This window comes from Actinomadura luzonensis (assembly GCF_022664455.2).
Lineage (GTDB): Bacteria > Actinomycetota > Actinomycetes > Streptosporangiales > Streptosporangiaceae > Nonomuraea > Nonomuraea luzonensis.
In genome coordinates this window covers 6,111,275-6,137,258 of record NZ_JAKRKC020000001.1, presented here as the reverse complement: position 1 = coordinate 6,137,258, position 25,984 = coordinate 6,111,275, and the positions used below count along the sequence as shown (strand labels likewise).

Annotated in this window: 23 protein-coding genes and 1 pseudogene; 13 read left to right on the top strand and 11 right to left on the bottom strand. The window is 72.9% G+C overall.

Annotated elements, in window-relative coordinates; genetic code table 11:
- Positions 1-1,524 (bottom strand): ATP-dependent DNA ligase, encoded by a 1,524-nt coding sequence (locus MF672_RS29015; protein ID WP_242374409.1) that lies wholly within the window; start codon positions 1,522-1,524, stop codon positions 1-3.
- Positions 1,525-1,641: 117 nt separating this feature from the next.
- Entirely contained in the window at positions 1,642-2,016 is a 375-nt protein-coding gene (locus MF672_RS29010; RefSeq protein WP_242374408.1) for an FKBP-type peptidyl-prolyl cis-trans isomerase, read from the bottom strand.
- A gap of 75 nt (positions 2,017-2,091) precedes the next feature.
- Between MF672_RS29010 and MF672_RS29005 the strand changes: the two genes are divergently transcribed.
- Positions 2,092-2,856 (top strand): SDR family NAD(P)-dependent oxidoreductase, encoded by a 765-nt coding sequence (locus MF672_RS29005; protein WP_242374407.1) that lies wholly within the window; start codon positions 2,092-2,094, stop codon positions 2,854-2,856.
- Between the two features lie 18 nt (positions 2,857-2,874).
- Here MF672_RS29005 and MF672_RS29000 read toward each other — a convergent pair whose 3' ends face one another.
- Positions 2,875-4,314, bottom strand: a complete 1,440-nt coding sequence (locus MF672_RS29000; RefSeq protein ID WP_242374406.1) for a GuaB1 family IMP dehydrogenase-related protein — start codon at positions 4,312-4,314, stop codon at positions 2,875-2,877.
- Between the two features lie 98 nt (positions 4,315-4,412).
- On the opposite strand from MF672_RS29000, the gene MF672_RS28995 reads away from it, so the two are divergent.
- A complete protein-coding gene (locus tag MF672_RS28995) occupies positions 4,413-4,865 on the top strand; it encodes a GyrI-like domain-containing protein (protein WP_242374405.1) in 453 nt (150 codons plus the stop codon).
- A 7-nt stretch (positions 4,866-4,872) separates the two neighbouring features.
- Here the strand turns inward: MF672_RS28995 and MF672_RS28990 are convergent, their stop codons facing one another.
- Positions 4,873-6,027 carry a cytochrome P450 gene (locus tag MF672_RS28990; RefSeq protein WP_242374404.1) on the bottom strand — a complete coding sequence of 385 codons (1,155 nt, stop codon included), beginning with the start codon at positions 6,025-6,027 and terminating at the stop codon, positions 4,873-4,875.
- Positions 6,024-7,145 (bottom strand): CaiB/BaiF CoA transferase family protein, encoded by a 1,122-nt coding sequence (locus tag MF672_RS28985; RefSeq protein WP_242374403.1) that lies wholly within the window; start codon positions 7,143-7,145, stop codon positions 6,024-6,026. The genes MF672_RS28990 and MF672_RS28985 overlap by 4 nt, the downstream gene beginning before the upstream one ends.
- Before the next feature lie 74 nt (positions 7,146-7,219).
- Between MF672_RS28985 and MF672_RS52515 the strand changes: the two are divergent.
- From MF672_RS52515 to MF672_RS28960, 7 genes and pseudogenes are all read left to right on the top strand, one after another.
- A pseudogene (locus tag MF672_RS52515) lies at positions 7,220-8,041 on the top strand (serine/threonine-protein kinase); the annotation flags it as partial.
- A gap of 289 nt (positions 8,042-8,330) precedes the next feature.
- Positions 8,331-8,804, top strand: a complete 474-nt coding sequence (locus tag MF672_RS52510) for a serine/threonine kinase C-terminal domain-containing protein (protein ID WP_507161378.1) — start codon at positions 8,331-8,333, stop codon at positions 8,802-8,804.
- On the top strand, positions 8,801-9,784 hold the full coding sequence (locus MF672_RS52505) for an NAD(P)-dependent oxidoreductase (RefSeq protein ID WP_242374401.1): 984 nt from the start codon (positions 8,801-8,803) through the stop codon (positions 9,782-9,784). Before MF672_RS52510 ends, MF672_RS52505 begins: the two co-directional genes overlap by 4 nt.
- 130 nt (positions 9,785-9,914) lie before the next feature.
- A complete protein-coding gene (locus tag MF672_RS28975) occupies positions 9,915-11,264 on the top strand; it encodes an FAD-binding oxidoreductase (protein ID WP_242374400.1) in 1,350 nt (449 codons plus the stop codon).
- Between the two features lie 4 nt (positions 11,265-11,268).
- Positions 11,269-12,528, top strand: coding sequence for an SAM-dependent methyltransferase (locus MF672_RS28970; RefSeq protein WP_242374399.1), 1,260 nt, complete (start codon positions 11,269-11,271; stop codon positions 12,526-12,528).
- Between the two features lie 120 nt (positions 12,529-12,648).
- The gene (locus MF672_RS28965) at positions 12,649-13,188 is read left to right on the top strand and encodes an RNA polymerase sigma factor (RefSeq protein ID WP_242374398.1); all 540 of its coding nucleotides are present in this window, start codon (positions 12,649-12,651) and stop codon (positions 13,186-13,188) included.
- Between the two features lie 48 nt (positions 13,189-13,236).
- On the top strand, positions 13,237-13,686 hold the full coding sequence (locus tag MF672_RS28960; RefSeq protein WP_242374397.1) for a peroxiredoxin family protein: 450 nt from the start codon (positions 13,237-13,239) through the stop codon (positions 13,684-13,686).
- A 62-nt stretch (positions 13,687-13,748) separates the two neighbouring features.
- Here the strand turns inward: MF672_RS28960 and MF672_RS51500 are convergent, their stop codons facing one another.
- From MF672_RS51500 to MF672_RS28950, 3 genes are all read right to left on the bottom strand, one after another.
- A complete protein-coding gene (locus MF672_RS51500) occupies positions 13,749-13,877 on the bottom strand; it encodes a hypothetical protein (protein WP_302893272.1) in 129 nt (42 codons plus the stop codon).
- A 103-nt stretch (positions 13,878-13,980) separates the two neighbouring features.
- Complete coding sequence (locus tag MF672_RS28955) at positions 13,981-14,646, bottom strand: HAD family hydrolase (RefSeq protein ID WP_242374396.1); 666 nt, start codon at positions 14,644-14,646, stop codon at positions 13,981-13,983.
- 20 nt (positions 14,647-14,666) lie between these two features.
- Positions 14,667-16,202 carry a long-chain-fatty-acid--CoA ligase gene (locus MF672_RS28950; RefSeq protein WP_242374395.1) on the bottom strand — a complete coding sequence of 512 codons (1,536 nt, stop codon included), beginning with the start codon at positions 16,200-16,202 and terminating at the stop codon, positions 14,667-14,669.
- A gap of 151 nt (positions 16,203-16,353) precedes the next feature.
- On the opposite strand from MF672_RS28950, the gene MF672_RS28945 reads away from it, so the two are divergent.
- On the top strand, positions 16,354-17,898 hold the full coding sequence (locus tag MF672_RS28945; RefSeq protein WP_242374394.1) for a GMC family oxidoreductase: 1,545 nt from the start codon (positions 16,354-16,356) through the stop codon (positions 17,896-17,898).
- Positions 17,899-17,941: 43 nt separating this feature from the next.
- The gene (locus tag MF672_RS28940) at positions 17,942-19,195 is read left to right on the top strand and encodes a cytochrome P450 (RefSeq protein ID WP_242374393.1); all 1,254 of its coding nucleotides are present in this window, start codon (positions 17,942-17,944) and stop codon (positions 19,193-19,195) included.
- Here MF672_RS28940 and MF672_RS28935 read toward each other — a convergent pair.
- Complete coding sequence (locus MF672_RS28935) at positions 19,183-20,487, bottom strand: MFS transporter (RefSeq protein WP_242374392.1); 1,305 nt, start codon at positions 20,485-20,487, stop codon at positions 19,183-19,185. The two genes, MF672_RS28940 and MF672_RS28935, sit on opposite strands and share 13 nt — an antisense overlap.
- A gap of 74 nt (positions 20,488-20,561) precedes the next feature.
- On the opposite strand from MF672_RS28935, the gene MF672_RS28930 reads away from it, so the two are divergent.
- Positions 20,562-21,404: an alpha/beta fold hydrolase gene (locus tag MF672_RS28930; RefSeq protein WP_242374391.1), complete on the top strand. Its 843-nt coding sequence runs from the start codon at positions 20,562-20,564 to the stop codon at positions 21,402-21,404.
- 17 nt (positions 21,405-21,421) lie between these two features.
- Here the strand turns inward: MF672_RS28930 and MF672_RS28925 are convergent, their stop codons facing one another.
- Positions 21,422-22,486, bottom strand: a complete 1,065-nt coding sequence (locus MF672_RS28925) for a TRM11 family methyltransferase (protein WP_242374390.1) — start codon at positions 22,484-22,486, stop codon at positions 21,422-21,424.
- A gap of 218 nt (positions 22,487-22,704) precedes the next feature.
- Between MF672_RS28925 and MF672_RS28920 the strand changes: the two genes are divergently transcribed.
- On the top strand, positions 22,705-23,946 hold the full coding sequence (locus tag MF672_RS28920; protein ID WP_242374389.1) for a cytochrome P450: 1,242 nt from the start codon (positions 22,705-22,707) through the stop codon (positions 23,944-23,946).
- A gap of 16 nt (positions 23,947-23,962) precedes the next feature.
- On the opposite strand, the gene MF672_RS28915 is transcribed toward MF672_RS28920, so the two are convergent.
- Positions 23,963-25,957, bottom strand: coding sequence for a hypothetical protein (locus MF672_RS28915; RefSeq protein WP_242374388.1), 1,995 nt, complete (start codon positions 25,955-25,957; stop codon positions 23,963-23,965).
- Positions 25,958-25,984: the final 27 nt, after the last annotated feature.

Below are 25,984 nucleotides of genomic sequence, written 5' to 3'. Positions count from 1 at the left end.
TCAGAGCATGAGGCTGCGGACGGTGTCGACCGTGTCGGCGTCCTCCACGCGCTTGTCCGGCCGGTACCGCAGCACCCGGGCGAACCGCAGCGCCATCCCCCCGGGATATCGGGGTGAGCGTTGCACCCCGTCGAAGGCGATCTCCACCACCAGCTCCGGCCGCAGCCGGACCGTCCAGTCGTCGGTCGGGCCCTCGGCCAGCTCCAGAAAGCGCTCGGTCTGCCAGGCCAGCAGCTCGTCCGTCAGGCCCTTGAAGGTCTTGCCGAGCATCACGAAGCCGCCCTCGGGGTCGCGCGCCCCCAGGTGCAGGTTGGACAGCTTGCCCTCGCGCCGGCCGTGGCCCCATTCGGCGGCCAGGACCACCAGGTCGAGCGTGTGGCGCGGCTTGACCTTGATCCAGCCCGCCCCGCGCCGCCCGGCCGCGTACGGCGACGACAGCGCCTTCACCACCAGGCCCTCGTGCCCGGCCTTGACGACGGAGGTGAAGAAGTGCTCCGCCTCCGCGAGGTCGCCCGTCACCAGGCGCGGCGTGAGCAGGGCGGGCGGGACGGCGCGGGCCAGCGCCTCCTGGCGCGCGGCGTAGGGCAGGTCGAGCAGGTCGTCGCCGTCGGCGCGAAGCGCGTCGAAGAAGAACACGCTGAGCGGCGTCTGCTCGCGCAGCTGCCCGACGTTGAGCTTGCTGGAGACGCGGGCGGCCGTCACCTGGAACGGGTGGGGGCGGCCGTCGGGCCGCAGCGCGAGCACCTCGCCGTCGAGCACCAGCTCCTCGGACGGCATCTCCAGCACCGCTTCCACCAGCTCGGGCACCTGCGCCGTGATGTCGTCGAGGGTGCGGGTGAAGACCCGGACCTCGCCGCCCGAGCGGTGGGCCTGCACGCGGATGCCGTCGAGCTTCCACTCCAGCGCCGCGGGCGCGCCCGCCTTCTCCAGGGCGGCGGCGACGCTGGGAGCGCTCCCGGCCAGCATGGGGGAGACCGGCCGGCCGACCTCCAGGCGGAAGGCGTGCAGGGCCGCGACGCCGCCGCTCAGCGCCGCCGCGCCGACGGCGGGCAGCCAGCCGCGCAGCGTCAGCGCCCGCCGCACGTCGGCCGAGGGCGCGCCGGACGCCTTCGCCACCGCTTCGATCATGACGCCGTCGAGCGCGCCCTGCCGCAGCTCGCCGTGCAGCAGGCGGCGCATGAACTGCTGCTCCTGGCTGGTCAGCCCGGCGAACAGCTCGCCCACCAGCGCCTTGCGGGCCGCCTGCGAGCCGGGACCGGCGACGGCCTTGATGCGGGTCAGCAGCTCGTCGACCGTGGTCAGGGTGGCGGTGGCGATCAGCTTGGGCTGCGGGAGGTCTTCGAGGGTGCGCCAGCCGACGCCCACCTGACGCTGGGGCAGCTCGCCCGACAGGTAGGAGATCGCGATCTCCGCCTCGCCCGGGCCGACCCGGCCCAGCAGCTCCGCCAGATGTGCGACCTTGCCCAGCCTGGCGGACGTGCGCGTCACCGCCTCGGACACTCGGACCACGTCGATCAGAAGCACACGCCTATCGTGCACTACGCGGCCGACAAACCCTACTGGTTACCGGGCGGGTGATTCGTCCCGGTGAAAGGGGCGGCGGCAGCCGGCCGAGGCGGGGCCGGCTGCCGCGGACGCGCTCTAGCTGACGCCGAGGAGGTCGACGACGAAGATGAGCGTCTCGTTCGGCTTGATGGCGGCGCCGGCGCCGCGGCTGCCGTAACCGAGGTGCGGCGGGATGACGAGCTTGCGCCGCCCGCCGACCTTCATCCCGGCGACCCCCTGGTCCCAGCCGGCGATGACGCGCCCCGCGCCGAGCGGGAACTCGAAGGCCTCCTTGCGGTTCCACGAGGCGTCGAACTCCTCCCCGGTGGAGAAGGCCACGCCGACGTAGTGGACGCGGACCTTCTGGCCGGGCCTGGCCTCGGGGCCGTCGCCGACGACCAGGTCGGTGATCTCAAGGTCCTGGGGCGGGGTGCCCCCGGGGAAGTCGATCTCGGGCTTCTCGAGTGCCACGAAGTGCTCCTGTTGGCGATTTCGACGTTGTGACTAACCCGACGACTCTATGCGCTCGGGATATCGTCTTCGTTCATGGCCGCCCTGAGTCCCGACGCGATCCTGCTCACCGGCCGCGTGGCCGTCGTCACGGGCGGGGCCCGGGGCATCGGGCTGGCCGTCGCCGAGACCTTCGCCGCGTTCGGGGCGCACGTGGCCGTCTGCGACCGCGACAAGCCGCCCCTCGGGGAGCCGGCCATGACGCTGGACGTGCGCGACCCGGTGGCGTCGCAGGTGTTCGCCGAGGCGGTGCGCGAGCGCTGGGGCCGCGTGGACGTGCTGGTCAACAACGCGGGCGGCACCTTCCACGCCCCGTTCGCCGACACCTCGCCGCGCGGCGAGCACACGCTCGTGCAGGAGAACTTCACCCAGGTCACCGGCATGATCCGGCGGCTGCTGCCGCTGATGCCGGCCGGCTCGTCGATCATCAACGTGACGTCGAGCGAGGCGCACCAGGCGGCGCCGGGGTTCGCCGTGTACGCGGCCATGAAGGCGGCCGTGGAGAGCCTGACCAGGTCCCTGGCCCTGGAGCTGGCGCCCAGGGGCGTCCGGGTGAACGCCATAGCCCCTGACGCCCTCCCCACCGAGGGCGAGGAGGGCGTGCGGGAGCGCATGCTGGCCGCCGGGTCCCTGCCGTACGAGCCGGCCCGGCTGCCGCCGCTCGGCCGGCTGGGGGAGCCGGTGGAGGCGGCGGGGGCGGCGGTGTTCCTGGCCGGTGAGCTGTCCAGGTTCGTCACGGGCACGACGGTGCACGTGGACGGCGGGATCAACGCGGCCGGCGGCTGGCACCGCACCCTGTGAAGGCCGCCGCGGGCGGGGTCACCAGCTGGTGTGCAGCGGCATGCCCTCCGCGTACCCCGACGTGCTCTGCAGCCCCACCACGGCCCTGTCGTGGAACTCCTCCAGCGTCGCCGCCCCCGCGTACGTGCACGCCGACCGCAGCCCGGCCACGATGGCGTCGATCTGGTCCTCCACGCTCGGCCGCTTCGGGTCCAGGTACATCCTGGAGGTGGAGATGCCCTCCTCGAACAGCGCCTTCCTGGCCCGCTCGAACGCGGAGTCCTCGGCGGTGCGCAGCCGCACGGCCCGCGCCGAGGCCATGCCGAAGTTCTCCTTGTACTTGCGCCCGTCGGCGTCGGTGTGGGTGTCGCCGGGCGACTCGTACGTGCCCGCGAACCACGACCCGATCATCACGTTGGAGGCGCCGGCGGCCAGGGCGAGGGCCACGTCGCGCGGGTGGCGCACGCCGCCGTCCGCCCAGACGTGCCGGCCCAGGCGGCGGGCCTCGGCGGCGCACTCCAGCACCGCGGAGAACTGGGGCCGGCCCACGCCGGTCATCATCCGGGTGGTGCACATCGCGCCCGGGCCCACGCCGACCTTGAGGATGTCGGCCCCGGCCTCGACGAGGTCGCGCACGCCGGCCGCGGTCACCACGTTCCCGGCGGCGACGGGCACCGCCGGGTCGAGGGCCCGGACCGCGCGCAGCGCCGAGATCATCTTCTCCTGGTGGCCGTGCGCGGTGTCCACGACCAGGCAGTCGATGCCGGCCTCCAGCAGCTCCTTGGCCTTGGCGGCCACATCGCCGTTGACGCCGACGGCGGCGGCGACCCGCAGCCGGTTCGCGGCGTCCACGGCGGGCTGGTAGAGGGTGGCGCGCAGGGCGCCGGTGCGGGTGAGGATGCCGACCAGCCGCCCGTCGTCGTCCACGATGGGCGCGAGGCGGTGCCGGCCGCCGTGCAGCCGGTCAAAGGCGGCGCGCGGGTCGAGCCCGGCGGGCAGCGTCAGCAGCTCGCAGGACATGACGTGGGAGAGCTGCGTGAACATGTCCACGCCCTGGCAGTCGGCCTCGGTGACGACGCCGATCGGGCGGTTGTCCCAGTCCACCACGATGACCGCGCCGTGCGCCCGCTTGGGCAGCAGGTGCAGCGCCTCGCCGACGGTCTCGTGCGGGGTCAGGGTGAGGGGCGTGTCGTGGACGAGGTCGCGGCTCTTGACCCACTCGACGACGTTCGCCACGACGTCCAGCGGGATGTCCTGCGGGATCACCGTGATGCCGCCGCGGCGCGCCACGGTCTCAGCCATGCGCCGGCCGGCGACCGCCGTCATGTTCGCCACGACGATGGGGATGGTGGTGCCCGTGCCGTCGACGGTGGACAGGTCGACCGCGAGCCGCGACCCCACGGCGGAGCGCGACGGGACCATGAACACGTCGCTGTAGGTCAGATCGTGCCGCGGTTCGAGGTCATTAAGAAATTTCACGTTCATCCATCTTATGTGGTGACAGCATCACCATGGGATTTCCCCATTCGCGGGGCCTTATGATCGGCGCGGACACTTTTGCGAGAGGGAGGGGTCTCGTGAACGTCACCGAACGGGGCGAGCTGATCGTGGTCGGCTGGGTGGTGCGCACCAGCAACGCCGACGAGATGGACCCGGCGCGCGCCAAACTGCCCGCGTTGTGGCAGCGCGCGGGCGCTCCAGGCGCCTTCGCGCACGTGCCGGGCCGGCTGGACGAGAACCTGTACGCGGTGCTCACCGACTACGAGAGCGACCACCACGGGGCCTACACGCAGATCGTCGGCGTCGGGGTGCGCACCGCGCCGCGGCTGCCCGAGGGCATGGTGTCCGTCCGGGTGCCGGGCGGCCAGGCGCTGCTCGTCGAGGCGCGCGGCCAGTTGCCGCAGGCGCTGGTGGAGGCGTGGCAGCAGGTGTGGAAGCACACCGAGGCGGGCGGCGTCCCGGCGCGCGCGTTCACCACCGACGTCGAGGTGCACCACCCCGGCGGCGTGGACCTCTACCTGGCGATCTAGGAGCCCTTCACCAGGGGCGCAGCTCGATCGGGAACGAGGTGACGCCCCTGACGAAGGCGTTCGGCAGGATGCGCGGCCCGCGCTCGTCGGCCCAGGCCGCCTCGCGCACCCGCGCCACCCACTCCTCGAAGAAGATCCGCAGCTCCAGCCGGGCCAGCGCGGCGCCGAGGCAGAAGTGCGTGCCGAGGCCGAAGGCGATGTGCCCGCCGGGCCTCCGGGTCACGTCGAAGGCGTCCGGGGCGGCGAACACCGCCGGGTCCCGGTTGGCGGAGCCGTACATGAGCAGCACCTGCCCGCCCGCGGGGATCGCCTGCCCGTGCAGGGTGGTGTCGCGGGTGGCGGCCCGGCACATGTTGAGCACGGGCGTGGTCCACCGGACGAACTCCTCCACCGCGCCCTCCATCAGGCCCGGCTCGGCGCGCAGCAGCCGCCACTGCTCCGGATGGCGGATCAGCGCGTCCAAGGCCGTCGCGATCACCGTCCTGGTGGTCTCGGCGCCGCCGTCGAGCAGCAGCAGGGCCTCGTTGGCCAGGTGCTCGTCGTCGTAGCCGGGGCTGGCGCACCACAGCGACAGCAGGTCGTCGCGGGGGCGGGCGCGGCGCTCGGCGGCCAGCTCCAGCACCGCCGTGGCGTACTCGCCGGCCGCGACGGCGGCCTCGTGGGTGACGTAGCGCAGGCCGCCGCCCGCCACGATGGTCGTCTCCGACCAGTGCTTGAGCCGCGGCCACTCCTCGTCGGGGAAGCCGAGCAGCCAGCCGATCATCCGGGCCGGCAGCGGGGCCGCCAGCTCGGCCACCGCGTCCACGACGCCCTTGTCCAGGGCCCGGTCGAGCTGGTCGGCGACGACCTCGCGGACCCGGCCGGCGTAGGCGTCGCGGACGTGGCGCGGGGTGAAGCGGCGGTGAACCAGGCGGCGGCGGGCGGCGTGCTCGGGGTCGTCCATGCCGATCATGGACGGGTCGGACGGGAGCTGCGGGCGGTAGCCGCCGGTGCTCGTCCAGAGCCGGGGGTCGCGCTCGACGGCGGAGATGTCGGCGTGGCGCGACAGGCCCCACAGGCCGTTGGCCTCGTCGTGGTAGGCGGGGGCGTGCTCGCGCAGCCAGGCGTAGACCGGTCCGGGGTCCCCGGCGTACAGGTCGCCGTCGAGCAAGTCGATGATCATGCGAGTACCCCTTGGCTTCGCAGCTTGTCCGCCTCCTCCCGCGTGAGACCCCAGCCGGACAGGTCCGTCAGGCGGGTGGCGGGGGAGAGGTCCTGGGCGGGCACGCCGAGCAGGCGGGGCGCGGGCCGGGGCTGGACGACGTCCCCGACCTCGGTGAACGTGCCCCGCGCGACATTGTGCGGGTGGGCGGCGGCCTCCGTGACGGACAGGACGGGCGACACGCACGCGTCCGAGCCGTCGAACAGCTCCTCCCACTCGGCCCTGGTGCGCTTCCTGAACTCGGCGGCCAGGCGCTCGCGCAGCGCGGGCCACTGCGCGCGGTCGTCACGGTCGGGCAGGTCGGTCAGGCCCATCAGGCCGACCATGGCCGCCCAGAACTGCGGCTCCAGCGACCCCACGGCGAGGTAGCCGCCGTCGGCCGTCTCGTAGGTGTCGTACTGGGGCGCGCCGGTGTCGAGCAGGTTGGTGCCGCGCGGGCCCCAGAAGCCGCTCTGCACGCCCTGGTAGAACATCGAGAACAACACGGCGGCGCCGTCCACCATGGCCGCGTCGATCACCCGGCCCCGGCCGGTGCGCTCGCGCTCGAACAGCGCCAGCAGCACCCCGTAGGCGAGCATGAGGCCGCCGCCGGCGAAGTCGCCGAGGATGTTGATCGGCGGGGTGGGCTTGCCGTCCTCGCGGCCGAGCAGCGACAGCACGCCGGAGATCGCGATGTAGTCGATGTCGTGCCCGGCGGTCGGCGCGAGCGGGCCGTCCTGGCCCCAGCCGGTCATGCGGCCGTAGACCAGCCGCTCGTTGACGGCGTGCAGGTCGTCGGGGCCGATGCCGAGCCGTTCGGCCACGCCCGGCCGGAACACCTCGATGACGACGTCGGCGTGCCGCGCCAGCTCCTTGAACGCCGCCACGCCCTCCGGCGCCTTCAGGTCGAGGCCGATCGTGTGCTTGCCCCGGTCCATGACATCGGTGCGGGGCCGGTCGGAGACCGCCTTGACGCGGTCGACGCGCAGCACGTCGGCGCCGTGGTCGGCGAGCATCATCCCGGCGAACGGCCCCGGGGCCAGCCCGGCGAGCTCCAGCACGCGCACACCGGCCAGCGGGCCGCGACGGTCTTCAGTCATACCGACAGTAGAACAACATTCGGTGATCTCGTGCAAGCGGCCTTCGCGAGCATCCCTCGCAGGCCCCATCAGGTATGGGAAACTTGCCCACTGTTCGTGGTGTTCTACAGGGGACGGACATGGTTTCGGAAAACAACCGGCTCATCGCAGGGCGCTACGAGTTAGTGCGCGAGCTGGGCCGCGGGGGAATGGGCGTGGTCTGGGAAGGCCGCGACACGCTGCTCCACCGCCAGGTCGCCATCAAGGAAGTGGTCCTGCCCGACGGGCTGTCGGCCGGCGACCAGGAACGCCAGCTCATGCGCACCGTCCGCGAGGCCCGCACCGCCGCCAAGCTCAACCACCCCGGCGTCGTCGCCGTCTACGACGTCGTCGAGGCGGACGGCCGCCCCTGGATCGTCATGGAGCTGCTGAGCTGCCCCACGGTCGAGCAGGTCGTGCTCACCTCGGGCGCGCTGCCCATCCGCGAGGCCGCCGACGTCGGCCGGCAGGTGCTGTCCGCGCTGCGCGCCGCCCACGAGGCCGGGATCCTGCACCGCGACGTCAAGCCGAGCAACATCCTCATGACCGACGACGGCCGCGCGGTGCTCACCGACTTCGGCATCGCCACGGTCGAGGGCGACGCCTCGCTCACCCGCACCGGCATGGTCACCGGCTCGCCCAGCTTCCTCGCCCCCGAACGGGTGCGCGCCGACGCCGCCGGGCCGGCCTCCGACCTGTGGTCGCTGGGCGCCACCCTGTACGCGTGCCTGGTGGGACGCTCGCCGTTCGAGCGGGGCGAGCCCATGGCCACCCTCAACGCGCTGCTCAACGAGGAGCCCGACTACCGGCGCATCCCGCCCGCCATGCACCCGGTGCTGCGCGGGCTGCTGCGGAAGGAGCCCGAGGACCGGCTGAGCGCCGAGGAGGCCGACCGGCTGCTGGCCGGCCTCGCCGCCACCCGTCCCGCCTACGACGAGCTCGACGAGCCCCAGCCGAGGCGGCGCGGCCGCGGGCGGGCCCTGCTGGCGGCGGCCACGGCGGCCGTCGTGGTGATCGGGGCCGGGGCGTTCGGCTACTTCAGGTTCGCCACGCCCGCCGAGGGCGCGCCGCGCGCCAGCGCCGCGCCCGCCGCGGCGACCGCGCCGCTCACCCCGCCGCGGCGCCCAGCGCCACCCCACCCCGGCGGCCGCCACGCCGACGCCCAGCGTGACGCGGGCGGCCGCGCCGCTGGTGCGGGTCTGGCGCTCGCCCGACGGCTGGTCGATCCTGCGGCCGGTCGGCTGGCGGGGGGCGCGGCAGGAGTCGTACACCGAGTGGACGCGCCGCGACGGCGGCGCGCACGTCGGCGTCCAGGCCGTCTACAGCGACACCGACCCCGCCGACCTCATGGTCACCACCCTCGACGAGCTGCGCCAGAGCGCCGAGGACGTCGTCACCCGGGGCCGCCGCACGGTCGTCCACCAGGGCGTCAGGACGCTGGAGTGGGAGCTGACCTGGACGGCGGGCGCCGAGGGCGGCGCGCCCTGGGTCAGGCCCGGCGCCCGCTACCGCGAGCTGCGCCGCGCGGTGATCGCCGGCGACACCGCCTACGTGCTGTCCTGGACGGTCGCCGAGCGGCAGTGGCCGCGCAGCCGGGGTCTTATGCGACGCGTGATCAACAGCTTTACTGTGGGGGCATGAGCCCCTGGAGCCTGCTCGCTCTCCCGCCGCTGCCCGAGACGCTGCTCCGCCGCCTGCTCGCCCCGCTCGGCGACCGGGTGGAGGTGCGCGTGCCCGCCTCCCGCGACCGCGACGCCCTGCTGGCGGAGCTGCCGGAGGCCGAGATCGTGCTCGGCGACTGGACGGGGACGCTCGTCCTCGACGCCGCCGCGGTCGCCGCCGCGCCCCGCCTGGCCTTCGTGCAGCAGCCGTCGGTCGGCGTGGACGGCCATGACCTCGACGCGCTGGCGGCGGCCGGCGTGCCCCTCGCCAACACGCCCGGCGTCAGCGCCGTCGCCGTCTCCGAGTGGTGCCTGGCCGCCGCGCTGGCGCTGGCGCGCAGGCTCGTCGCGGGCGACGCCGCGGTGCGGGCCGGGGAGTGGCCGCAGCAGAGCCTGCAGCCGTACGAGCTGCGCGGCCGGCGGGTCGGCGTGGTCGGCTGGGGCCCGATCGGCACGGCCTGCGCCGAGCTGTTCCGCGGCCTCGGCTGCGAGGTGTCGTTCTGGACCCGCACCCCGCGCGCCGACCCCGCCTTCCGGGACCTGGGCGCGCTCATGGCGGAGAGCGACGTCCTCGTCGTCGTCATCGCGCTGTCCGAGCAGACCAGGAACCTCGTCGATCCGGCCCGTATGAAGGCCGGCGCTTTACTGATTAATGCGGCCCGCGGCGGGGTGGTCGACCAGGAGGCTCTGGTGCGGGCGCTGCGCGGGAGACACCTGGGCGGAGCCGCGCTCGACGTCTTCGAGACCGAGCCGCCGGCCGCCGACGACCCCCTGCGTGAGCTGCCCAACGTGCTGCTCAGCCCGCATGTCGCCGGCGTCACCCCGGAGGCCAGCGGCCGCCTGCTGGCCGCCACGGTGGACAACCTGCTCGCCGCCGTCGAGGGCCGCGAGGTGCACGGCGTCGTGAACGGTCTCCCGCCCGCCGTACACAGGAGATTTACCGGAACACCTACCCAATAGTGGATTCACCTGGCACGATGAACAGTTTTCGTGTCTTTAACGACCCCGGTCTGGTCCGGTGAGCGCCCGGGAGATACGGTCTTACGGACGATCTCTACCAGCTCAAGGGGGTGCTTTGGTGACGACGACGATGTCGACACACCGACGGGCAGTAGAGCAGATCCGGCAGTCGTACGCCGAGATCCCCGGCGGAGCCGCGCCGCGGCTGGCCAAGTCGACGTCGAACCTCTTCAGGTTCCGCGACCAGGGCCGCACCGCCAAGCTGTCGGCCAGAGACCTCGACGAGGTCATCAGCGTGGACCCCGAGACCATGACGGCCGAGGTCCAGGGCATGACCACGTACGAGCACCTGGTCGAGGCCACCCTGCCCCACGGCCTGATGCCGTACGTCGTGCCGCAGCTCAAGACCATCACGCTCGGCGGCGCCGTGACCGGCCTCGGCATCGAGTCCACGAGCTTCCGCGACGGGCTCCCGCACGAGTCGGTCGAGGAGCTGGAGATCCTCACCGGCGACGGCCGGGTGATCGTGGCGCGCGCCGACAACGAGCACCGCGACCTGTTCCAGGCCTTCCCCAACTCCTACGGCACGCTCGGCTACGCCCTGCGCATCAGGATCAAGCTCCGCAAGGTCCAGCCGTACGTGCACCTCACGCACGTCAAGTTCACCGACGCCGCCAAGTGCATGCTGGCCATGCAGGAGATCTGCGAGAGCATGGTCCACGACGGCGAGCCCGTCGACTTCGTGGACGGCGTCTTCTTCGAGCCCGGCGAGATGTACATCACGCTCGGCCGCTTCGCCGAGCGCGCGCCCTACGTCTCCGACTACACCGGCATGCGCATCTACTACCAGTCGATCAGGCAGCGCAACCGCGACTGGCTGACCATCCACGACTACCTGTGGCGCTGGGACACCGACTGGTTCTGGTGCTCGCGGGCCTTCGGCGTGCAGCAGCCCGTCGTGCGCTCGCTCATGCCGCGCCGCTGGATGCGCTCCGACGTCTACCGCCGCCTGGTCGCCCTCGACCGCAGGTACGGCGTGACGGCCCGCGTCGACCGCTGGCGCGACCAGCCGGTCCACGAGTCGGTCATCCAGGACGTCGAGGTGCCCGTCGAGCGCGGCGCGGAGTTCCTGGAGGTCTTCCACGACCGGGTCGGCATGACCCCGGTGTGGATGTGCCCGCTGCGGGCGGGCTCGCGCTGGCCGCTCTACCCCCTGGAGCCGGGGCGGCTGTACGTCAACTTCGGCTTCTGGGGTATGGTGCCGCTGCCACGGGGGCAGTTCGACGGTTACTACAACCGGCTGATCGAGAACGCGGTGCACGATCTCGACGGCCACAAGTCGCTCTACTCGACGTCCTTCTACGCCCGTGAGCAGTTCTGGCAGCTGTACAACGGCGACGCCTACTGGCCGGTCAAGCGGGCATACGACCCGAACGGGCGCCTGCTGGACCTGTACGACAAGTGTGTGCGGGGAAGGTGAGTCGATGGCTCTCGCAACCATCTTCGAAAAGATCGTCGGCCCGAGCGCGAACATCGCGTTCATGGCCTATGACGGCAGCAAGGCCGGGCCGGACGGGGCCGACCTCGCGATCGAGGTCAAGTCCCCGATCGCGGTGGCCTACCTCGCCCATGCCCCGGGTGAGCTGGGCCTGGCCCGGGCCTACATCTCCGGCCACATCGACATCCACGGCGACATGTACACGTTGCTCGACCGGATGTGGAACATCACCACCAATGACCTGACCACGGCGGAGAAACTGGCCGCGGTGCGGGCGCTGGGGGTCAAGCCGCTGCTCATGCGCGTCCCGCCGCCGCCGCAGGAGATGCGGCAGAGCATGCTGGCCAAGCTGGGCTCCCGGCACGCCAAGCAGCGCGACGCCGAGGTGATCCACCACCACTACGACGTCTCCAACCGGTTCTACGAGTGGGTGCTGGGGCCGTCGATGGCCTACACGTGCGCCTGCTTCCCGGAGGAGGGCTCGTCGCTGGAGGAGGCCCAGTACACCAAGTTCGACCTGGTGGCGCGCAAGCTCGGGCTCAAGCCCGGCATGCGCCTGCTCGACGTCGGCTGCGGCTGGGGCGGCATGGTCATGCACGCCGCCAAGCACTACGGCGTCAAGGCGCTCGGCGTCACGCTGAGCAAGCAGCAGGCCGAGTACGCCCAGAAGGCCATCGCCGAGGCGGGTCTCCAGGACCTCGCCGAGGTGCGCTTCATGGACTACCGCGACGTCAGGGAGACCGGCTTCGACGCGGTCAGCTCCATCGGCCTGACCGAGCACATCGGCAAGGACAACGTGCCGTCGTACTTCGAGTTCCTGTACGGCAAGCTCAAGCCCGGCGGCCGGCTGCTCAACCACTGCATCACCCGCCCGACGGGCAAGGAGAAGACCTTCAACAAGGGCGGCTTCATCAACCGCTACGTCTTCCCCGACGGCGAGCTGGAGTCGGTGGGCTGGCTGATCCGCCAGATGGAGGACCTCGGCTTCGAGATCCGCCACGAGGAGAACCTGCGCGAGCACTACGCCAAGACCCTGCGCCACTGGTGCGACAACCTCGACGCCAACTGGTCGGACGCGGTGCAGGAGGTCGGCATGGGCACCGCCCGCGTCTGGGCGCTCTACATGGCCGGCTGCATCGTCGGCTTCGAGCGCAACAAGGTCCAGCTCCACCAGGTGCTGGCCGTCAAGCTCGACCAGGAGGGCCGCTCCGGCGTCCCGCTGCGCCCGTCCCGCGACTGGCCCTGACCCCCGCAGGGAGAGAGCCCGTCCCGGGCTCTCTCCCGCGAGCGCGAATCCTTTTCCGCCCTCGCCGCCTCTTATGGGGGACGGTCGGTCCGGGGAAAGGAGACGCGATGAGGTGCGGACGTGGCTGAGCGCGGCTGGGCGAGCGCCCGGCTCATCGAGGCCGCGCAGGCGGGCGACCAGGAGTCGATCGCCGCGGTGGTCCACGGCGCCCACTCCCACGTGCGGCGTTTCGCGGCGCACCTGTGCGCGTCGCCCCAGGACGCCGAGGACGCCGCGCAGGAGGCCCTGATCATCCTCTACCGGAAGATCGGCTCGCTGCGCGCCACCGGGGCGCTGGCCTCGTGGATGTTCCGGATCGTCCGCAACGAGTGCCTGCGCCGCGCGCGGCTGCTGCTCGAAGCGCACGACGCCCCCGGCGCCACCGGCGCCGAGCCGGAGTCGGCCTCGGCCGAGGAGGAGGCGTTGCGCCGGCTGGAGGCCGGCCTGGTCGCGCAGGCGATCAGGGACCTGCCGGACCTCCAGCGCAGGGTCCTCATCATGCGGGACGTGCTGGGCCACCCCGGCCGCACGGTCGCGGCGCGGCTCGGCCTGAGCGAGGCCGCGATGAAGTCGCAGCTCCACCGGGCCAGGAGCGCCGTCCGGCGCGACCTGGGCGCCTGATCCCGGACGACCGTCCGTCACCTGATGTGCGTCGAAGGGGATTTCGTCATGCTTGAGATCGGTTCACCCGCGCCCGACGTGGTGCTGGAGGACACCGACGGCCGAGCCGTCCGCCTGTCCGGGGACGGCCGGGCCGTGCTCGTCTACTTCCTGCGCTCCACCACGTGCCCGGTCTGCAACCGGCACGTGCGAGACCTCGTCCGGCGTGCCGGCGAGCTCGCGGCGGCCGGTGTGCGGGTGCTGGTCGCGGCGCCCGAGGACCCGCCGGTGGCGGCCGCGTGGAAGGCGCGGCGGGGGATCCCGTTCGGCGTGCTGGCCGGCCGCGACGGCACCCCGCACGAGCTGCTCGGGCTGCGGAAAGCGGCCTTCGGCTCGGTGCAGCGGTCGGGCACGCTCCTCGTGGACGCGAAGGGCGTCGTCCGCCTCGCGCGCGGCGCCACCCTGCCGACCGGCGGCTACGACGGCAAGGCGATCGCCGCCGCGGTCAAGGAGCTGTGACGGGGCCGCCCGGGTGACCGCCACCTCAGCGCCGAGGTGGCGGCCCGCTCAGGCGGACGGCGTCACTTCTTGTCCTTGACGGCCGGAGCGGCGTGCTTGCCGCGGCTCGGCCGTTGCTCGTCGGCCCTTGAGCCTTCCTTGAGATCTTCCGGCCGATCCTTGGGGGTGTGGGGCTTCTCGTGGCGGCCCACGCGACCTCCTTTGCCGTGCTTGACTGCATGCGGTTACCGCAAGATTACAATCCGCGGGCGGCCGAGGCGAACGCCTGTCACGAAAGTTCCTCGACGGCGCCCATCAGACGGCGCCGCCCGGGCGCATCCCCATCAACAGCTCCAGGGCGTCGAGCACGTCGGTGACCACGTGTTCGGCGCCGGGCGGGCGCGGGGCCCGGCCGCGGTCCACCCAGATCGCGCGCAGGCCCGCGGCCAGCGCGCCCGCGACGTCCTTGACCGGGTCGTCGCCCACGAACCATCCGCCGTCCGTCAGGGACGCGCCGCACCGTGCCGCGCCGATCCCGAACAGCCGGGCGTCGGGCTTGCGCACGCCCTCCGCGCCGGAGATCGCCCAGCCGTCCACCCGGCCGGCCAGCCCGGTGCGCCGGATCTTGCCCGTCTGGTTGTCGGCCATCCCGTTCGTGACGATCCCGACCGCCCATCCGGCCGCCCGCAGCCGCGCGAGGCCGTCCAGGACCTCGGGGCGGCACGTGACCAGGCGCGGCAGCCGCGCCCGGTAGGCCGCCCACAGCTCCTCCACCGGCTCGGGCAGCCCGAACCGCGCGCGGACCAGGCCGAAGAAGACGTCCATGGGGACGGACCCGTCGGCGTCCGTGCGGACCAGCCACGCCACCGCGTCCGGCCCGAGCCCGCGGCGGGCGGCGAACTCCGCCGCCCACCGCTCGAACGCCGCCAGCCGGTCGACCAGCGTGTTGTCCAGGTCAAAGAGCGCGAGCGGCCGCGCCACGCGCTCCTCCGCCGGCCCGGTCAGCGCAGCTCGCGCTTGAGGATCTTGCCGGTGGCCGTCATCGGCAGCGCGTCGCGGAACTCGATCACCCGCGGGTACTTGTAGGCCGCCATGTTCTCCTTGCACCAGGCGATCAGCTCGTCCTCGGTGATCGTCGCGCCGGGCGTCTTGATCACGTACGCCTTGACCTCCTCGCCGTGCGAGTCGTGCGGCACCCCGACGACGGCGGCCAGCGAGACGGCCTCGTGCGTCATGAGGACCTCCTCCAGCTCGCGCGGGTAGACGTTGAAGCCGCCCCGGATGATCATGTCCTTGGCGCGGTCGATGATGGCGTAGTAGCCGTCGGCGTCGCGGGTGGCGATGTCGCCGGTGCGGAACCAGCCGTCCCGCATGACCTCGGCCGTGGCCTCCGGGCGGCCGTAGTAGCCCTTCATGACGTTGTGGCCGCGGATGGCGATCTCGCCCGGGCCCTCGCCCTCGACCGTCTTCCAGTCGCCGTCCACGAGCTTCATCTCCACGCCCCAGATGGGCGTGCCGATGGTGCCCGGCTTGGCGGGGCGTCCCGGCTGGTTGAAGCTGGCCACCGGCGAGGTCTCCGACAGACCGTAGCCCTCCAGGATGCCGATGCCGAAGGTCTTCTCGAAGTCCTTCAGCACCTCCACCGGCGACGACGCGCCGCCCGCGACCGCGATGCGCAGCGTGTCGGGCGCCTGCGCGCCCTCGGCGTGGATCTTGGTGAGCATGGCCCAGTACATGGTGGGCACGCCGGCGAAGAACGTCACACCCTCCCTGCGCATGAGCTCCAGGGCCTCGCCCGGCTCGAAGCGCGGCATGAGCACGACGGCCGCGCCGCGCAGGAAGCCGGTGTTCATGACCACGCTCTGGCCGAAGGAGTGGAACAGCGGCAGCACGCCCAGGTAGACGTCGCCGCCCTCGGTGGCAGGGAACATGCGGTCGCTGACGATGGCGTTCATCAGCATGTTCTGGTGGCTGAGCTCGGCGCCCTTCGGCTGACCCGTGGTGCCCGAGGTGTAGAGGATGACCGCGGTGTCGTCGGGGGCGGTCTGCACGGTCTCGAACTCGCCCGCCATCCCGCCGAGCGCCGCCCAGAACGACTCGCCGTACTCCGACTCGGTGGCCAGCGGCGTGGCGGGCAGCACGAAGAAGTGCTCGCAGCCCGAGGCCGCCTCGAAGCCCGCCTTGCCGCGCTCGCCGAGCGGCAGCTCGGGCGAGCCCTCGAAGCAGAACAGCGCCTTGGCGTCGCTGTCGTCGAGGTGGTAGGCGATCTCGCGGGACTGCAACAGGACGTTGAGCGGCACCACCGTCGCCCCGGCCTTCAGGATGCCGTAGTAGACGAACGGGAAGTACGGCAGGTTCGGGCAGGCCAGCGCGACCTTGTCGCCCTTGCGGATGCCGCGCGCCACCAGCAGGTTCGCCACCTGGTTGGCCACCGTGTCGATCATGGAGAACGGCAGGCGCATGTCGCCGAAGACGATGGCCGTGCCGTCAGGGTTGTTCCTGGCGCTGTCCTCCAGGACGATCGACAGATTCAGCATGACGCCTTCCTCCTCTAAGACCGGCTTGGCCGCCATCTTCGCAGCACCGCCATACCGACCGGTAGGTAACTGAGGTCACAACTGCGTATGGACGCCGCCCGCCCGCCTGGAGTAAGCAAGTAGGCAGTTACCTGCCCCATGGAGGGAAACCGTGGAGTACGACTACGTGATCGTCGGCGCGGGTTCGGCGGGGTGCGTGCTGGCCAACCGGCTCTCGGCCGATCCGGGCGTGTCGGTGGCCCTGGTCGAGGCGGGCGGGCAGGACGACAAGCTGGAGATCCGCATGCCCGCGGGCTTCGCCAAGCTCTTCAAGACCGACTACGACTGGAACTACACCACCGCCAAGCAGGGCGAGATGTCCGGCCGAGAGCTCTACTGGCCCCGCGGCCGGGTGCTCGGCGGCTCGTCCTCGCTGAACGCGCAGATGTGGGTGCGCGGCTGCGGGCTCGACTACGACCAGTGGGAGGTGCCCGGCTGGTCGTACGAGGACGTGCTGCCCTACTTCACCCGGGCCGAGCGCCGCGTCGGCAGCAACGGCGGCGACGTCTACGGCACCGAGGGCCCGCTCTACATCTCCGAGCTGCGCAGCCCCAACGTCACCACGGCCGCGTTCCTCCGCGCCTGCGAAGAGCTGGGCCTGCGGCGGCTGGAGGAGCTGAACGGCCGCTCCAACGAGGGCTGCAGCCCGACCCCCGTCACCCAGAACCGGGGCCGGCGCTGGAGCTCGGCCGACGCCTACCTGCGTCCCGCGCTCAAGCGGCCCAACCTGACCGTGGTCACCGGCGCGACCGTGGACCGGGTGCTGTTCGAGGGCCGGCGGGCCGTCGGCGTCGAGCACGGCGGCGGCGCGCAGCTCCGGGCGCGGAGGGAGGTCATCCTGTCGGCCGGCGCGATCGGCTCGCCGCACCTGCTCATGCGCTCCGGCGTGGGCGCGGCGGGCGAGCTGCGCGACGCCGGCGTCGAGGTGGTGCGCGACCTGCCCGAGGTCGGCAAGAACCTGCAGGACCACCTCTCCTCCGGCGTGTACGTCGAGTGCAAGCAGCCCGTCACGCTCACCAAGGCCGAGTCCATCGGCAACCTGCTGCGTTACATCGTGCTGCGCTCCGGCATGCTCACCACCAACGTCGGCGAGGCGGTCGCGTTCGTGCGCACCTCGGCCGAGGAGCCCGCCCCCGACATCGAGCTGATCTTCGCGCCCGGCCCCTTCGTGGACCACGGCCTCACCCCGCCGACCGGTCACGGCCTGACCGTCGGCGTGGTGCTGCTGCAGCCGGAGAGCCGCGGCCGGATCGGGCTCAACGGCCGCGACCCGCTGATCGACCCCGCCTACCTCAGCGCCGAGGCCGACGTGAAACGGCTGGTGGCGGGGCTGAAGACGGCCAAGCAGGTGTTCGCGACGGCCGCGATGAGGCCGTACGCGGGCGGTCCGATGGCCCCCTACTGGGCGCCGGAGAGCGACGAGGAGCTGGCCCAGTGGGTGCGCGAGCGCGCCGAGACCCTCTACCACCCCGCCGGCACCTGCCGGATGGGCGCCGACGAGGGCTCGGTCGTGGATCCCACGCTGCGGGTGCGCGGCGTCGAACGGCTGCGCGTGGTGGACGTGTCGATCATGCCGACGCTCAACCGCGGCCACACCCACGCGCCCGCCATCATGATCGGCGAGAAGGGAGCCGACCTGATCGTCAAGGGGGAGTGAGCCGCCCTTGACGTAAGTGTTCACTTGCACAATCGTGGTGGGCATGACGCTGTCCACCGACGTCGACCTGTCGCAGCTCCCGTTCTGGGCCCTGCCGCAGGCCGAGCGCATGGAGGCGTTCCGGCGGCTGCGCGCGCTGGAGCGCCCGGTGTTCGTGCCCGAGCAGGCCGTGCCGTTCGTCGGCGGCGGGCCGGGCTACCACGCCCTCGTCCGCCACGCCGACGTGACCGAGGCCAGCAGGAACGCGGCCGTCTTCAGCAGCGAGCCGTGCTCCAACAGCATCCCCGACATGCCGCGCTGGCTCAGCGTGTACTTCGGGTCGATGATCAACATGGACGACCCGCGGCACGCCCGGCTGCGGCGCGTCGTCTCACGGGCGTTCACCCCGCGCATCCTGGCCAAGATGGAGGAGGACCTGGCGCGGGCCGCCGCCGAGATCGTCGGGCAGGCCGTCGAGGAGGGGCCGGGCGACTTCGTCACGCAGATCGCGGCCCGGCTGCCGGTGCGGGTGATCTGCGACATGATGGGCATCCCCGCCCACCTCCACGACATGGTGCTGCGCCGCACCAACGTCATCCTGGGCAACGCCGACCCCGAGTACACCGGCCTGTCGCCCGACTTCGGCCGCGTCAACGTGGCCCGCGGCCTGGCCAAGCTGCTGCACGCCGGCTTCTCGCTCAACCGGCTGGCCGCCCGGCTCGGCGACGAGCGGCGCAGGCGGCCCACGGGCGACCTGGTCAGCCTGCTGGTCAACGGCGAGGAGCGGCTGTCGTCGCAGGAGCTGGGCTCGTTCTTCATCCTGCTGGTGGTGGCCGGCAGCGAGACCACCAGGAACGCCATCGCCTACGGGCTCAAGCTCCTCACCGACCACCCCGGGCAGCGCGAGCTGCTGCTGGCGAACTTCGACGCGCACATCGTCCCGGCCTGCGATGAGATCGTCAGGTACGCGACGCCGGTGATCCAGTTCCGGCGCACCCTGACCCGCGACCACGAGATGAACGGCAACGCCTACCGCAAGGGCGACAAGGTGCTGCTCTTCTACAACTCGGCCAACCGCGACGAGGCCGTCTTCGACGATCCCGACGCCTTCGACATCACCCGCGACCCCAACCCCCACGTCGGCTTCGGCGGCCCGGGCCCGCACTACTGCCTGGGCGCGCACCTGGCGCGCAGGGAGATGACCGTGATGTTCCGCGAGCTGTTCACCCGCCTGCCCGGCATCCGCTCGGTGGGGGAGCCCGACTTCCTGCTGTCGAACTTCATCAACGGCGTCAAGCATCTGCGCTACACCTTCTGACCGGCCCTCCTGACCGGCGGCGCGGCCAGCACCAGCGGCAGCAGCGCGCCCGCCGCCGCCAGCCCGGCCGCCGCCAGCAGCATCGCCGTCACGCCGCTCCGGTACGGCGCGGCCAGCACCGCCACGCCCACCGCCGTGCCCACCTGCTTGAGCGTGTTCACCACGCCGGTCGCCATGCCGATCCGGTCCATCGGCGCGCTCAGCCCGACCTGGTTGGCCACCACGTTGCCGGCGCCCAGGCCGAGGCCGCCGAGGAACAGCCCGAACATGATCGGCGTCCACGGGTCGGCGGCCGGCACCGTCATGACCGCCAGCGCGAGCGCGATCAGGGCGGGACCGGCGGCGATGAGCACCCCCATCGGCCACCGGTGCAGCACCCGGCCGACCGCGACAGGGCCGATGACCGCCGCCGCGCTGAAGGCCAGGAACCGCACGCCCGCCTCGGCCGGGCTCGTCTCCAGAGGTCCCTGCACGTAGAGCGTGAGATAGGTGAACGCGCCCAGCAGCCCCGCCAGCATGAGCAGCGTGGTGGCCGAGCCGACCGCGAACACGCCGTTCCTGAACAGCCCGAAGTCGATCATCGGGGCCGCCGCGCGCCGCTCCACCGCCACGAACGCCGCCAGCAGCGCCACCCCGGCCACCAGCAGCCACGGCAGGTCGTGGATGAGCGCCGGGATGATCGCGAACAGCGCCGCCGCCACCAGCGCGATGCCCGCCGGGTCCAGGTGCCCGCGGCCGTGCGACTCCGCCACCCGCCGGCGCAGCGCCAGCAGCACGAACGCGCCGATCGGCAGGTTGATCAGGAAGATCGACCGCCAGCCGAACGCCGCCGTCAGCGCGCCGCCCACCACCGGGCCGAGCGTCATGGCCAGCCCGGACACCGCGCTGAAGACGCCGAGCGCCCGGCCCCGCTCCGGGCCCTCCGGGTAGACCGTCGCGATCAGCGGGGTCGTGGTGCCGTACAACGCGGACGCGCCGAGGCCCTGCACGCCCCGCGCCACGTCCAGCAGGGGCGCGGTGGGCGCGAGCGCGCACGCCAGCGAGGCCACGGTGAAGACGGAGACGCCGATCGCGAGCAGCCTGCGGCGGCCGTACCGGTCGGCCAGGACCCCGGCCGGCAGCAGCACCGCGGCCAGCGTGAGCGCGTAGGCGTCCACCACCCACTGCGTCTCCGGCAGGCTCGCCCCCAGGCTCGCGCGGATGTCGGGCAGCGCGATCGTCACGGCGGTCAGGTCCACCACGACGAGCACGATCGTCATGGACGCCAGCGCCAGCACCCATCCCCGTCCCATACGGATCTCCTTGTCGATCGGGGGCCCCTTGCAGTGGTACTCCCGGAAGGGGCCTGGTGCTAGGTTTCGCAGTCATGGAGATCAGGACGATCCACGCCAACGGGCTGGAGTTCGCGTATCTGACCATGGGCGAGGGACCGCTCGCGCTGTGCCTGCACGGCTTCCCCGACACCGCGCACACCTGGCGGCACCTGCTGCCGCTGCTGGCCGAGCGGGGTTACCGGGCGGTCGCGCCCTTCCTGCGCGGCTACGCGCCCACCGAGATCCCGGCCGACGAGGTGTACGAGGAGGCCGCGCTGGTCGCCGACGTGCTCGCGCTGCGCGAGGAGCTCGGCGGCGGCGAGGACGCGGTCGTGGTCGGGCACGACTGGGGCGCCTTCCCCGCCTACCTGACCGCCGGGCGCTTCCGCCGCGCCGTCGCCCTGGCGGTGCCGCCGCCCGGGGCGCTGGGCACCGCCTTCTTCGACTACGAGCAGCTCAGGCGCTCGTTCTACATCTTCCTCTTCCAGACCCCGTTCGCCGAGGCCGCCGCCGGGAGCCCCGGCTTCCTGGAGGGCCTGTGGCGCGACTGGTCGCCGGGCTACGACGCGGGCCAGGACCTGGAGTTCGTGCGCCGCAGCCTGCTCGCCGACCCGGCCAACCTGAAGGCCGCCATCGGCTACTACCGCGCCATGCTCGGCACCACCCCGCCCTCCGGGCGCTACCCGGCCGTGGAGCCGGGAGTGCGCGGGCCCGTGCTCTACCTGCACGGCGCCCAGGACGGCTGCCTGGGCGCCGCGCTGGCCAAGGACGCCGCAGCCAACCTCCCGGAGGGCTCGCGCGCGGAGGTGGTGCCGGGCGCGGGCCACTTCCTGCACCTGGAGCGGCCGGACGAGGTCAACCGGCTGATCCTCGACTGGCTCGGCCCGGCCGCCTGACCCACCTCCGCCGGCTCTCATCCCCGCCGCGGCATCGGCCTCCTCCGCAGCACCGCGAGCAGCGGGTGGCGGCCCGACAGGCTCACCCGCACGGCCTCCTCCACGGCGAAGCCCGCCGGCGGCCCGTCGTGGACGAGCGCCACGGCCAGCCCGTCGCCGGCCAGCACCCGCCGCACCTCGCGCCACAATGGGCCGAGCCCGCCGGCGAGCAGGCCCAGCGGCGGCACCTGCCGCCCCCAGGGCGGGTTGACCAGCACCCGGCCGGCCGCGCCGGCCGGCACGGGCAGCCGCCCGCCGTCGGCCCGCGCCCACGCGAACGACGCCTCCCCGCCGTCCGGGATCGCGGCGGCGCGGGCGTTGGCCGCGGCGGCGGCCAGCGCGGCCGGGGCGTGGTCGAAGCCCAGGAAGCGGGCGCGCGGCGCGAGGGCGCGGGCCTCGATCAGCGTGGTGCCCGCGCCGCAGCACGGGTCGAGCACGGTGTCGTGGTCCCCCAGCCGGGCCAGCTCCGCCATGGCGGCGGCCAGCGGCGGGTGCAGGGTGCCGGCCACGGAGGCCGTCTTGTACGCCCGCCGGTGCAGCGGCCGCCGGGCCGGCCGCACCGCGATGACCGCGCGGTCGTCCTCGATGGTGACCCGCCAGGCCGTCGCCTCGCCGGGGGGCCGGCCGCCGTCCCGCCGCGAGTGGTACGGCACCCGCGCGGGCCGCGCCAGCTCCACCCCGACCGCGTCCTCGACCTCGTACCTGGTGTAGTTGCGCGGCCCCACGAACGACGCCGACACCTCCACCCCGGCGCCGCCCGGCGTCACCGGCAGCAGCCCGGGGTCCAGCTCGCGCGCCGCCCGCGCGAGGCGGCGCAGGGCCGAGCGGTCGCGCCCGATCCCGTCCACCACGGCGGCGGCCAGCAGCACGTCGTCTGCCGTCCGCAGGGCGGGCAGCCCCGCGCCGAGGAATCCGTCAGGGGCCTCGAACCACACCTCGCGGTGGCGCATCCCGCGCACCACGCCCGCGCCCGAACGCCGGATCTCCGTGGCCACCAGGGGTTCGATGCCGTGCACCGCCCTGGCCACGGCAAAAGTATGCACGTGTCCTTCTCCCACGTCGCGACCCGGGACGGCGGCAGCTCAGCCGTCCCGCATCGCCGGCGGTGGGTGCTCCGCGACCCGCCGGCGGATCGCTAGCCGAGGTGGAAGAAGTACGAGTACATGATGAGGGCATCCTAGCCGCGATCCCCGGCGCGCACGTACGTACGCCGTACGTAAGAACCATTGACGTAAGTGGCCACTTTTCGAATGATGGCCTCATGAGCGTCCTCGACTTCGACCTGTCGGACCGCGACTTCTGGGCCCGGCCCCCTCAGGAGCGCGAGCAGGCCTTCGACCGCCTGCGTGCCCGCGAGACCCCCGCGTTCTTCGAGGAGATGGACGTCGGCATCGCGCCCAAGGGCCCCGGCTACTACGCCCTGGTCAGGCATGCCGACATCCTGGAGGCCAGCCGCAACCCCGAGGTCTTCTGCTCGGGCGACGGCGGCGCCACCGGCATCCCCGACATGCCCGCGGAGTTCGCCGAGTACTTCGGGTCGATGATCAACATGGACGACCCGCGGCACGCCCGGCTGCGCCGGATCGTCTCCCGGGCCTTCACCCCGAAGATGATCAAGCAGTTCGAGGCGGACGTCGAGTCCGCTGCCACCGACATCGTCGACGACCTGCTGGCCAAGGGCTCCGGCGTCGACTTCGTCACCGAGGTGGCCGCCCGGCTCCCGCTGAAGATCATCTGCGACATGATGGGCATCCCCGAGCGCGACTACCGGTTCGTCTTCGACCGCTCGAACATCATCCTCGGCGGCTTCGACCCCGAGTACGCCGGCGACGACCTCGAACAGATCGCCACCCGCCTGCTCACCGCCGGCATGGAGCTGCAGCAGCTCGTGCAGGACCTCGCCGCCCACCGCGCCGACCACCCCACGGCCGACCTCACCTCCGCCCTGGTCAACGCCAACATCGACGGCGAGCGGCTGACCATGCAGGAGCTCGGCTCGTTCTTCATCCTGCTGGTCGTGGCCGGCAACGAGACCACCAGGAACGCCATCTCCGCCGGGCTGCGCCTGCTCACCGACCACCCCGACCAGCGCGCGCTCTGGCTGGAGGACCTCGACGGCCGCGCCCCCGGGGCCGTCGAGGAGATCGTCCGGCTGGCCGCGCCGGTCAACTTCATGCGCCGCAAGGTCACCCGCGACTTCGAGATGAACGGCAACCTCTACCGCAAGGGCGAGAAGGCCGTGCTGTTCTACTGGGCGGCCAACCGGGACGCCTCCGTGTTCGCCGACCCGTACCGCTTCGACATCACCCGCCACCCCAACCCGCACGTCGGCTTCGGCGGGCCGGGGCCGCACTTCTGCCTGGGCGCGCACCTGGCCCGCCGGGAGATCACGGTCATGTTCCGCGAGCTGCTGCGCCGCGTCCCCGGGATCGAGGCCGGCGAGCCGGACCGGCTGCACTCCTCGTTCATCAACGGCATCAAGCACATGGAGTGCAGCTTCTAGGGCCGTTCGCCGGTCGCTAGGACTGCGCCGACAGCCTCATCTGGTTCATCACGACGCGGATGTCGGGCAGGAGCTGCTTGCTCTCGCCCGGGATCGACACGTAGACGATGGCGGGCACGCTGCCGCCGGTGTTGACCGCCATCACCACGATCGTGGCCTTGTCGGTGCTCGACGTCAGCTCGTAGGCGATCAGCCGCCCGGTCTGGGCGCCGACCTTGATCGCCTGCTGGGCGCTCTTGCGGACCTTGTTGTCGGCCGGGAAGAACTTCTTGCGGGCGTCCAGCACCACCTGCTTGATCACCGGCTCCAGGTCGTCCTGGTCGTAGAGCGAGGCCAGCCGCTGCGGCAGCGGGCCCGACATGATCATGGCGGACTTGTCGTCGGCGACCGGGACGTACTGGCGGGTGTCGTAGCCGTAGGTGGCCTTGACCGTGGTGCGCTGGTCGAGCTGCCAGGTGCCGCCGAGGCGCGGCAGCGAGATGCCGGCCGCCGCGTCCGGCACCCGGCCGATCACCGGGGAGGCCTTGCCCGGGTACTTCGGCAGGCCGCCGATCGTCGTCGAGGACTTGGCCGTGCTCGGCTTGGCCGAGGACGTCGGCGCGGCCGCGACGGCGGTGCTCGCCGGGTCCTCGCCGGCCAGCGGCCCGGCCAGGAACGCCCACAGCAGCGCCGCCACCAGCGCGACCGCCACCGAGCCGCCGAGCGCGTAGATCCAGACGGGCTTGCCCTGGTCGTCGTCGTCGTCCAGCGACTCCTGGTCGCCCATGGCCTGGTAGTTGTCGCCGAAGACGGTGTTCCAGAGCTCCTGCTGGCGCTCGGGCGGCGGGGTGCGGGAGCCGCTGATCTGGCCCGCCGTCACGAACCGGTTCTCCGGGTCGGAAGGGTCGCGGCTCAGCTTCGAGCCGGGGCGGGGCGCGCCCGGCGGCAGGTTGGCCGGGTCGTCGGCGGGCGGTCCCTGCGGGGGCGTCGGCGGGGTGCCGATGTGGGTGGAGTCCATGGGGGTGCTGGGGACCGCGCGATCGTTCAGGAGGTTGTCGGCGTGCTGGGCGTAGGTGATCGTCCGCTCCTCGGACGGGTGCGGCGCCGGGGCGTTCGGGGGCGCGTGGGGCCCGGCGTGAGGCCCGGGATGGGGCCCGGCATGAGGACCGGCGTGGGGCCCGGCCGCGGCGGCGGCCTGGGGCGGCGCGGCGTGGTCGAACGGGCGCTGCTCCGGGGGCTCGCCGGGGCTCTGCGGGCTCTGGGGGTTCTGGGGGCTTTGGGGGCTTTGGGGGCGGGGCGGCCAGGGGGCGGGGCTCGACAGGTTGGCCCACGCGCCGGGGGACGGGGTCGGCGGCTGCTGCCAGGCGGGGACCGGGTCGGGGACGCGGTGCTGCCCGTTGGCGCCGGGGTCGCCCGGCCAGGACGCGGCGCCGTTGCCCGGGTGCGTGCCGTTGGCGGCGTGGGCGCCGCTGCCGGGGTGCGTGCCGTTGGCGACGGGTGTTCCGTTCGCCTGGTGCGTCCCGTGCGAGGGGTTCGCGCCGTTCATGGGGTTCGCGCCGTTCGCGCTGCTTCCGGAGTGCGCGCCGTCGCGGCGCGGCGGCTCGGGCCAGCCGGAGTCCGGACGGGGCGGCTCCGGCCAGGAGGGCCCCGGCTCCGGCGCGCCGAAGGACTGCGGCGCCCCGCCGCGACGCCCGTCACCACCAGGACCCCCGGACATGCCAGGACCCCCGGACATGCCAGGACCCCCGGGACCACCGGGACCGTTCGGGCGGCCGGACGCGCCGCCGGGGCCGGACGGGCGGGGCGGCTCGGGCCAGGAGGCGTCCGGGCGGGGCGGCTCCGGCCAGGCCGGGTCGTGGCCCGCGGGCCGGGTGACCTCGGGCCACGACATGGGGATGTCGGCCGCGGGCGTGCTGGCCCAGGAGGGGGAGGGGTCCTGCTCGGACGGCGTGCTGGCCCACGACGGTGTCTCCCGGCGTGGCGCCTCCGGCCAGGACGGGGGCAGGTGTGGTCCGGAGTTATCCGTTGCCATGGCTGCCGGTCCTCCCGAAGTTCTGTC

Coding starts and splice junctions, on each gene's coding strand:
- MF672_RS29005 (WP_242374407.1), top strand. CDS start 2,092: ATGGCCGCCCTGAGTCCCGACGCGATCCTGCTCACCGGCCGCGTGGCC.
- MF672_RS28990 (WP_242374404.1), bottom strand. CDS start 6,027: ATGATCATCGACTTGCTCGACGGCGACCTGTACGCCGGGGACCCCGGA.
- MF672_RS28985 (WP_242374403.1), bottom strand. CDS start 7,145: ATGACTGAAGACCGTCGCGGCCCGCTGGCCGGTGTGCGCGTGCTGGAG.
- MF672_RS52505 (WP_242374401.1), top strand. CDS start 8,801: ATGAGCCCCTGGAGCCTGCTCGCTCTCCCGCCGCTGCCCGAGACGCTG.
- MF672_RS28975 (WP_242374400.1), top strand. CDS start 9,915: ATGTCGACACACCGACGGGCAGTAGAGCAGATCCGGCAGTCGTACGCC.
- MF672_RS28970 (WP_242374399.1), top strand. CDS start 11,269: ATGGCTCTCGCAACCATCTTCGAAAAGATCGTCGGCCCGAGCGCGAAC.
- MF672_RS28960 (WP_242374397.1), top strand. CDS start 13,237: ATGCTTGAGATCGGTTCACCCGCGCCCGACGTGGTGCTGGAGGACACC.
- MF672_RS28950 (WP_242374395.1), bottom strand. CDS start 16,202: ATGCTGAATCTGTCGATCGTCCTGGAGGACAGCGCCAGGAACAACCCT.
- MF672_RS28940 (WP_242374393.1), top strand. CDS start 17,942: ATGACGCTGTCCACCGACGTCGACCTGTCGCAGCTCCCGTTCTGGGCC.
- MF672_RS28935 (WP_242374392.1), bottom strand. CDS start 20,487: ATGGGACGGGGATGGGTGCTGGCGCTGGCGTCCATGACGATCGTGCTC.
- MF672_RS28930 (WP_242374391.1), top strand. CDS start 20,562: ATGGAGATCAGGACGATCCACGCCAACGGGCTGGAGTTCGCGTATCTG.
- MF672_RS28920 (WP_242374389.1), top strand. CDS start 22,705: ATGAGCGTCCTCGACTTCGACCTGTCGGACCGCGACTTCTGGGCCCGG.
- MF672_RS28915 (WP_242374388.1), bottom strand. CDS start 25,957: ATGGCAACGGATAACTCCGGACCACACCTGCCCCCGTCCTGGCCGGAG.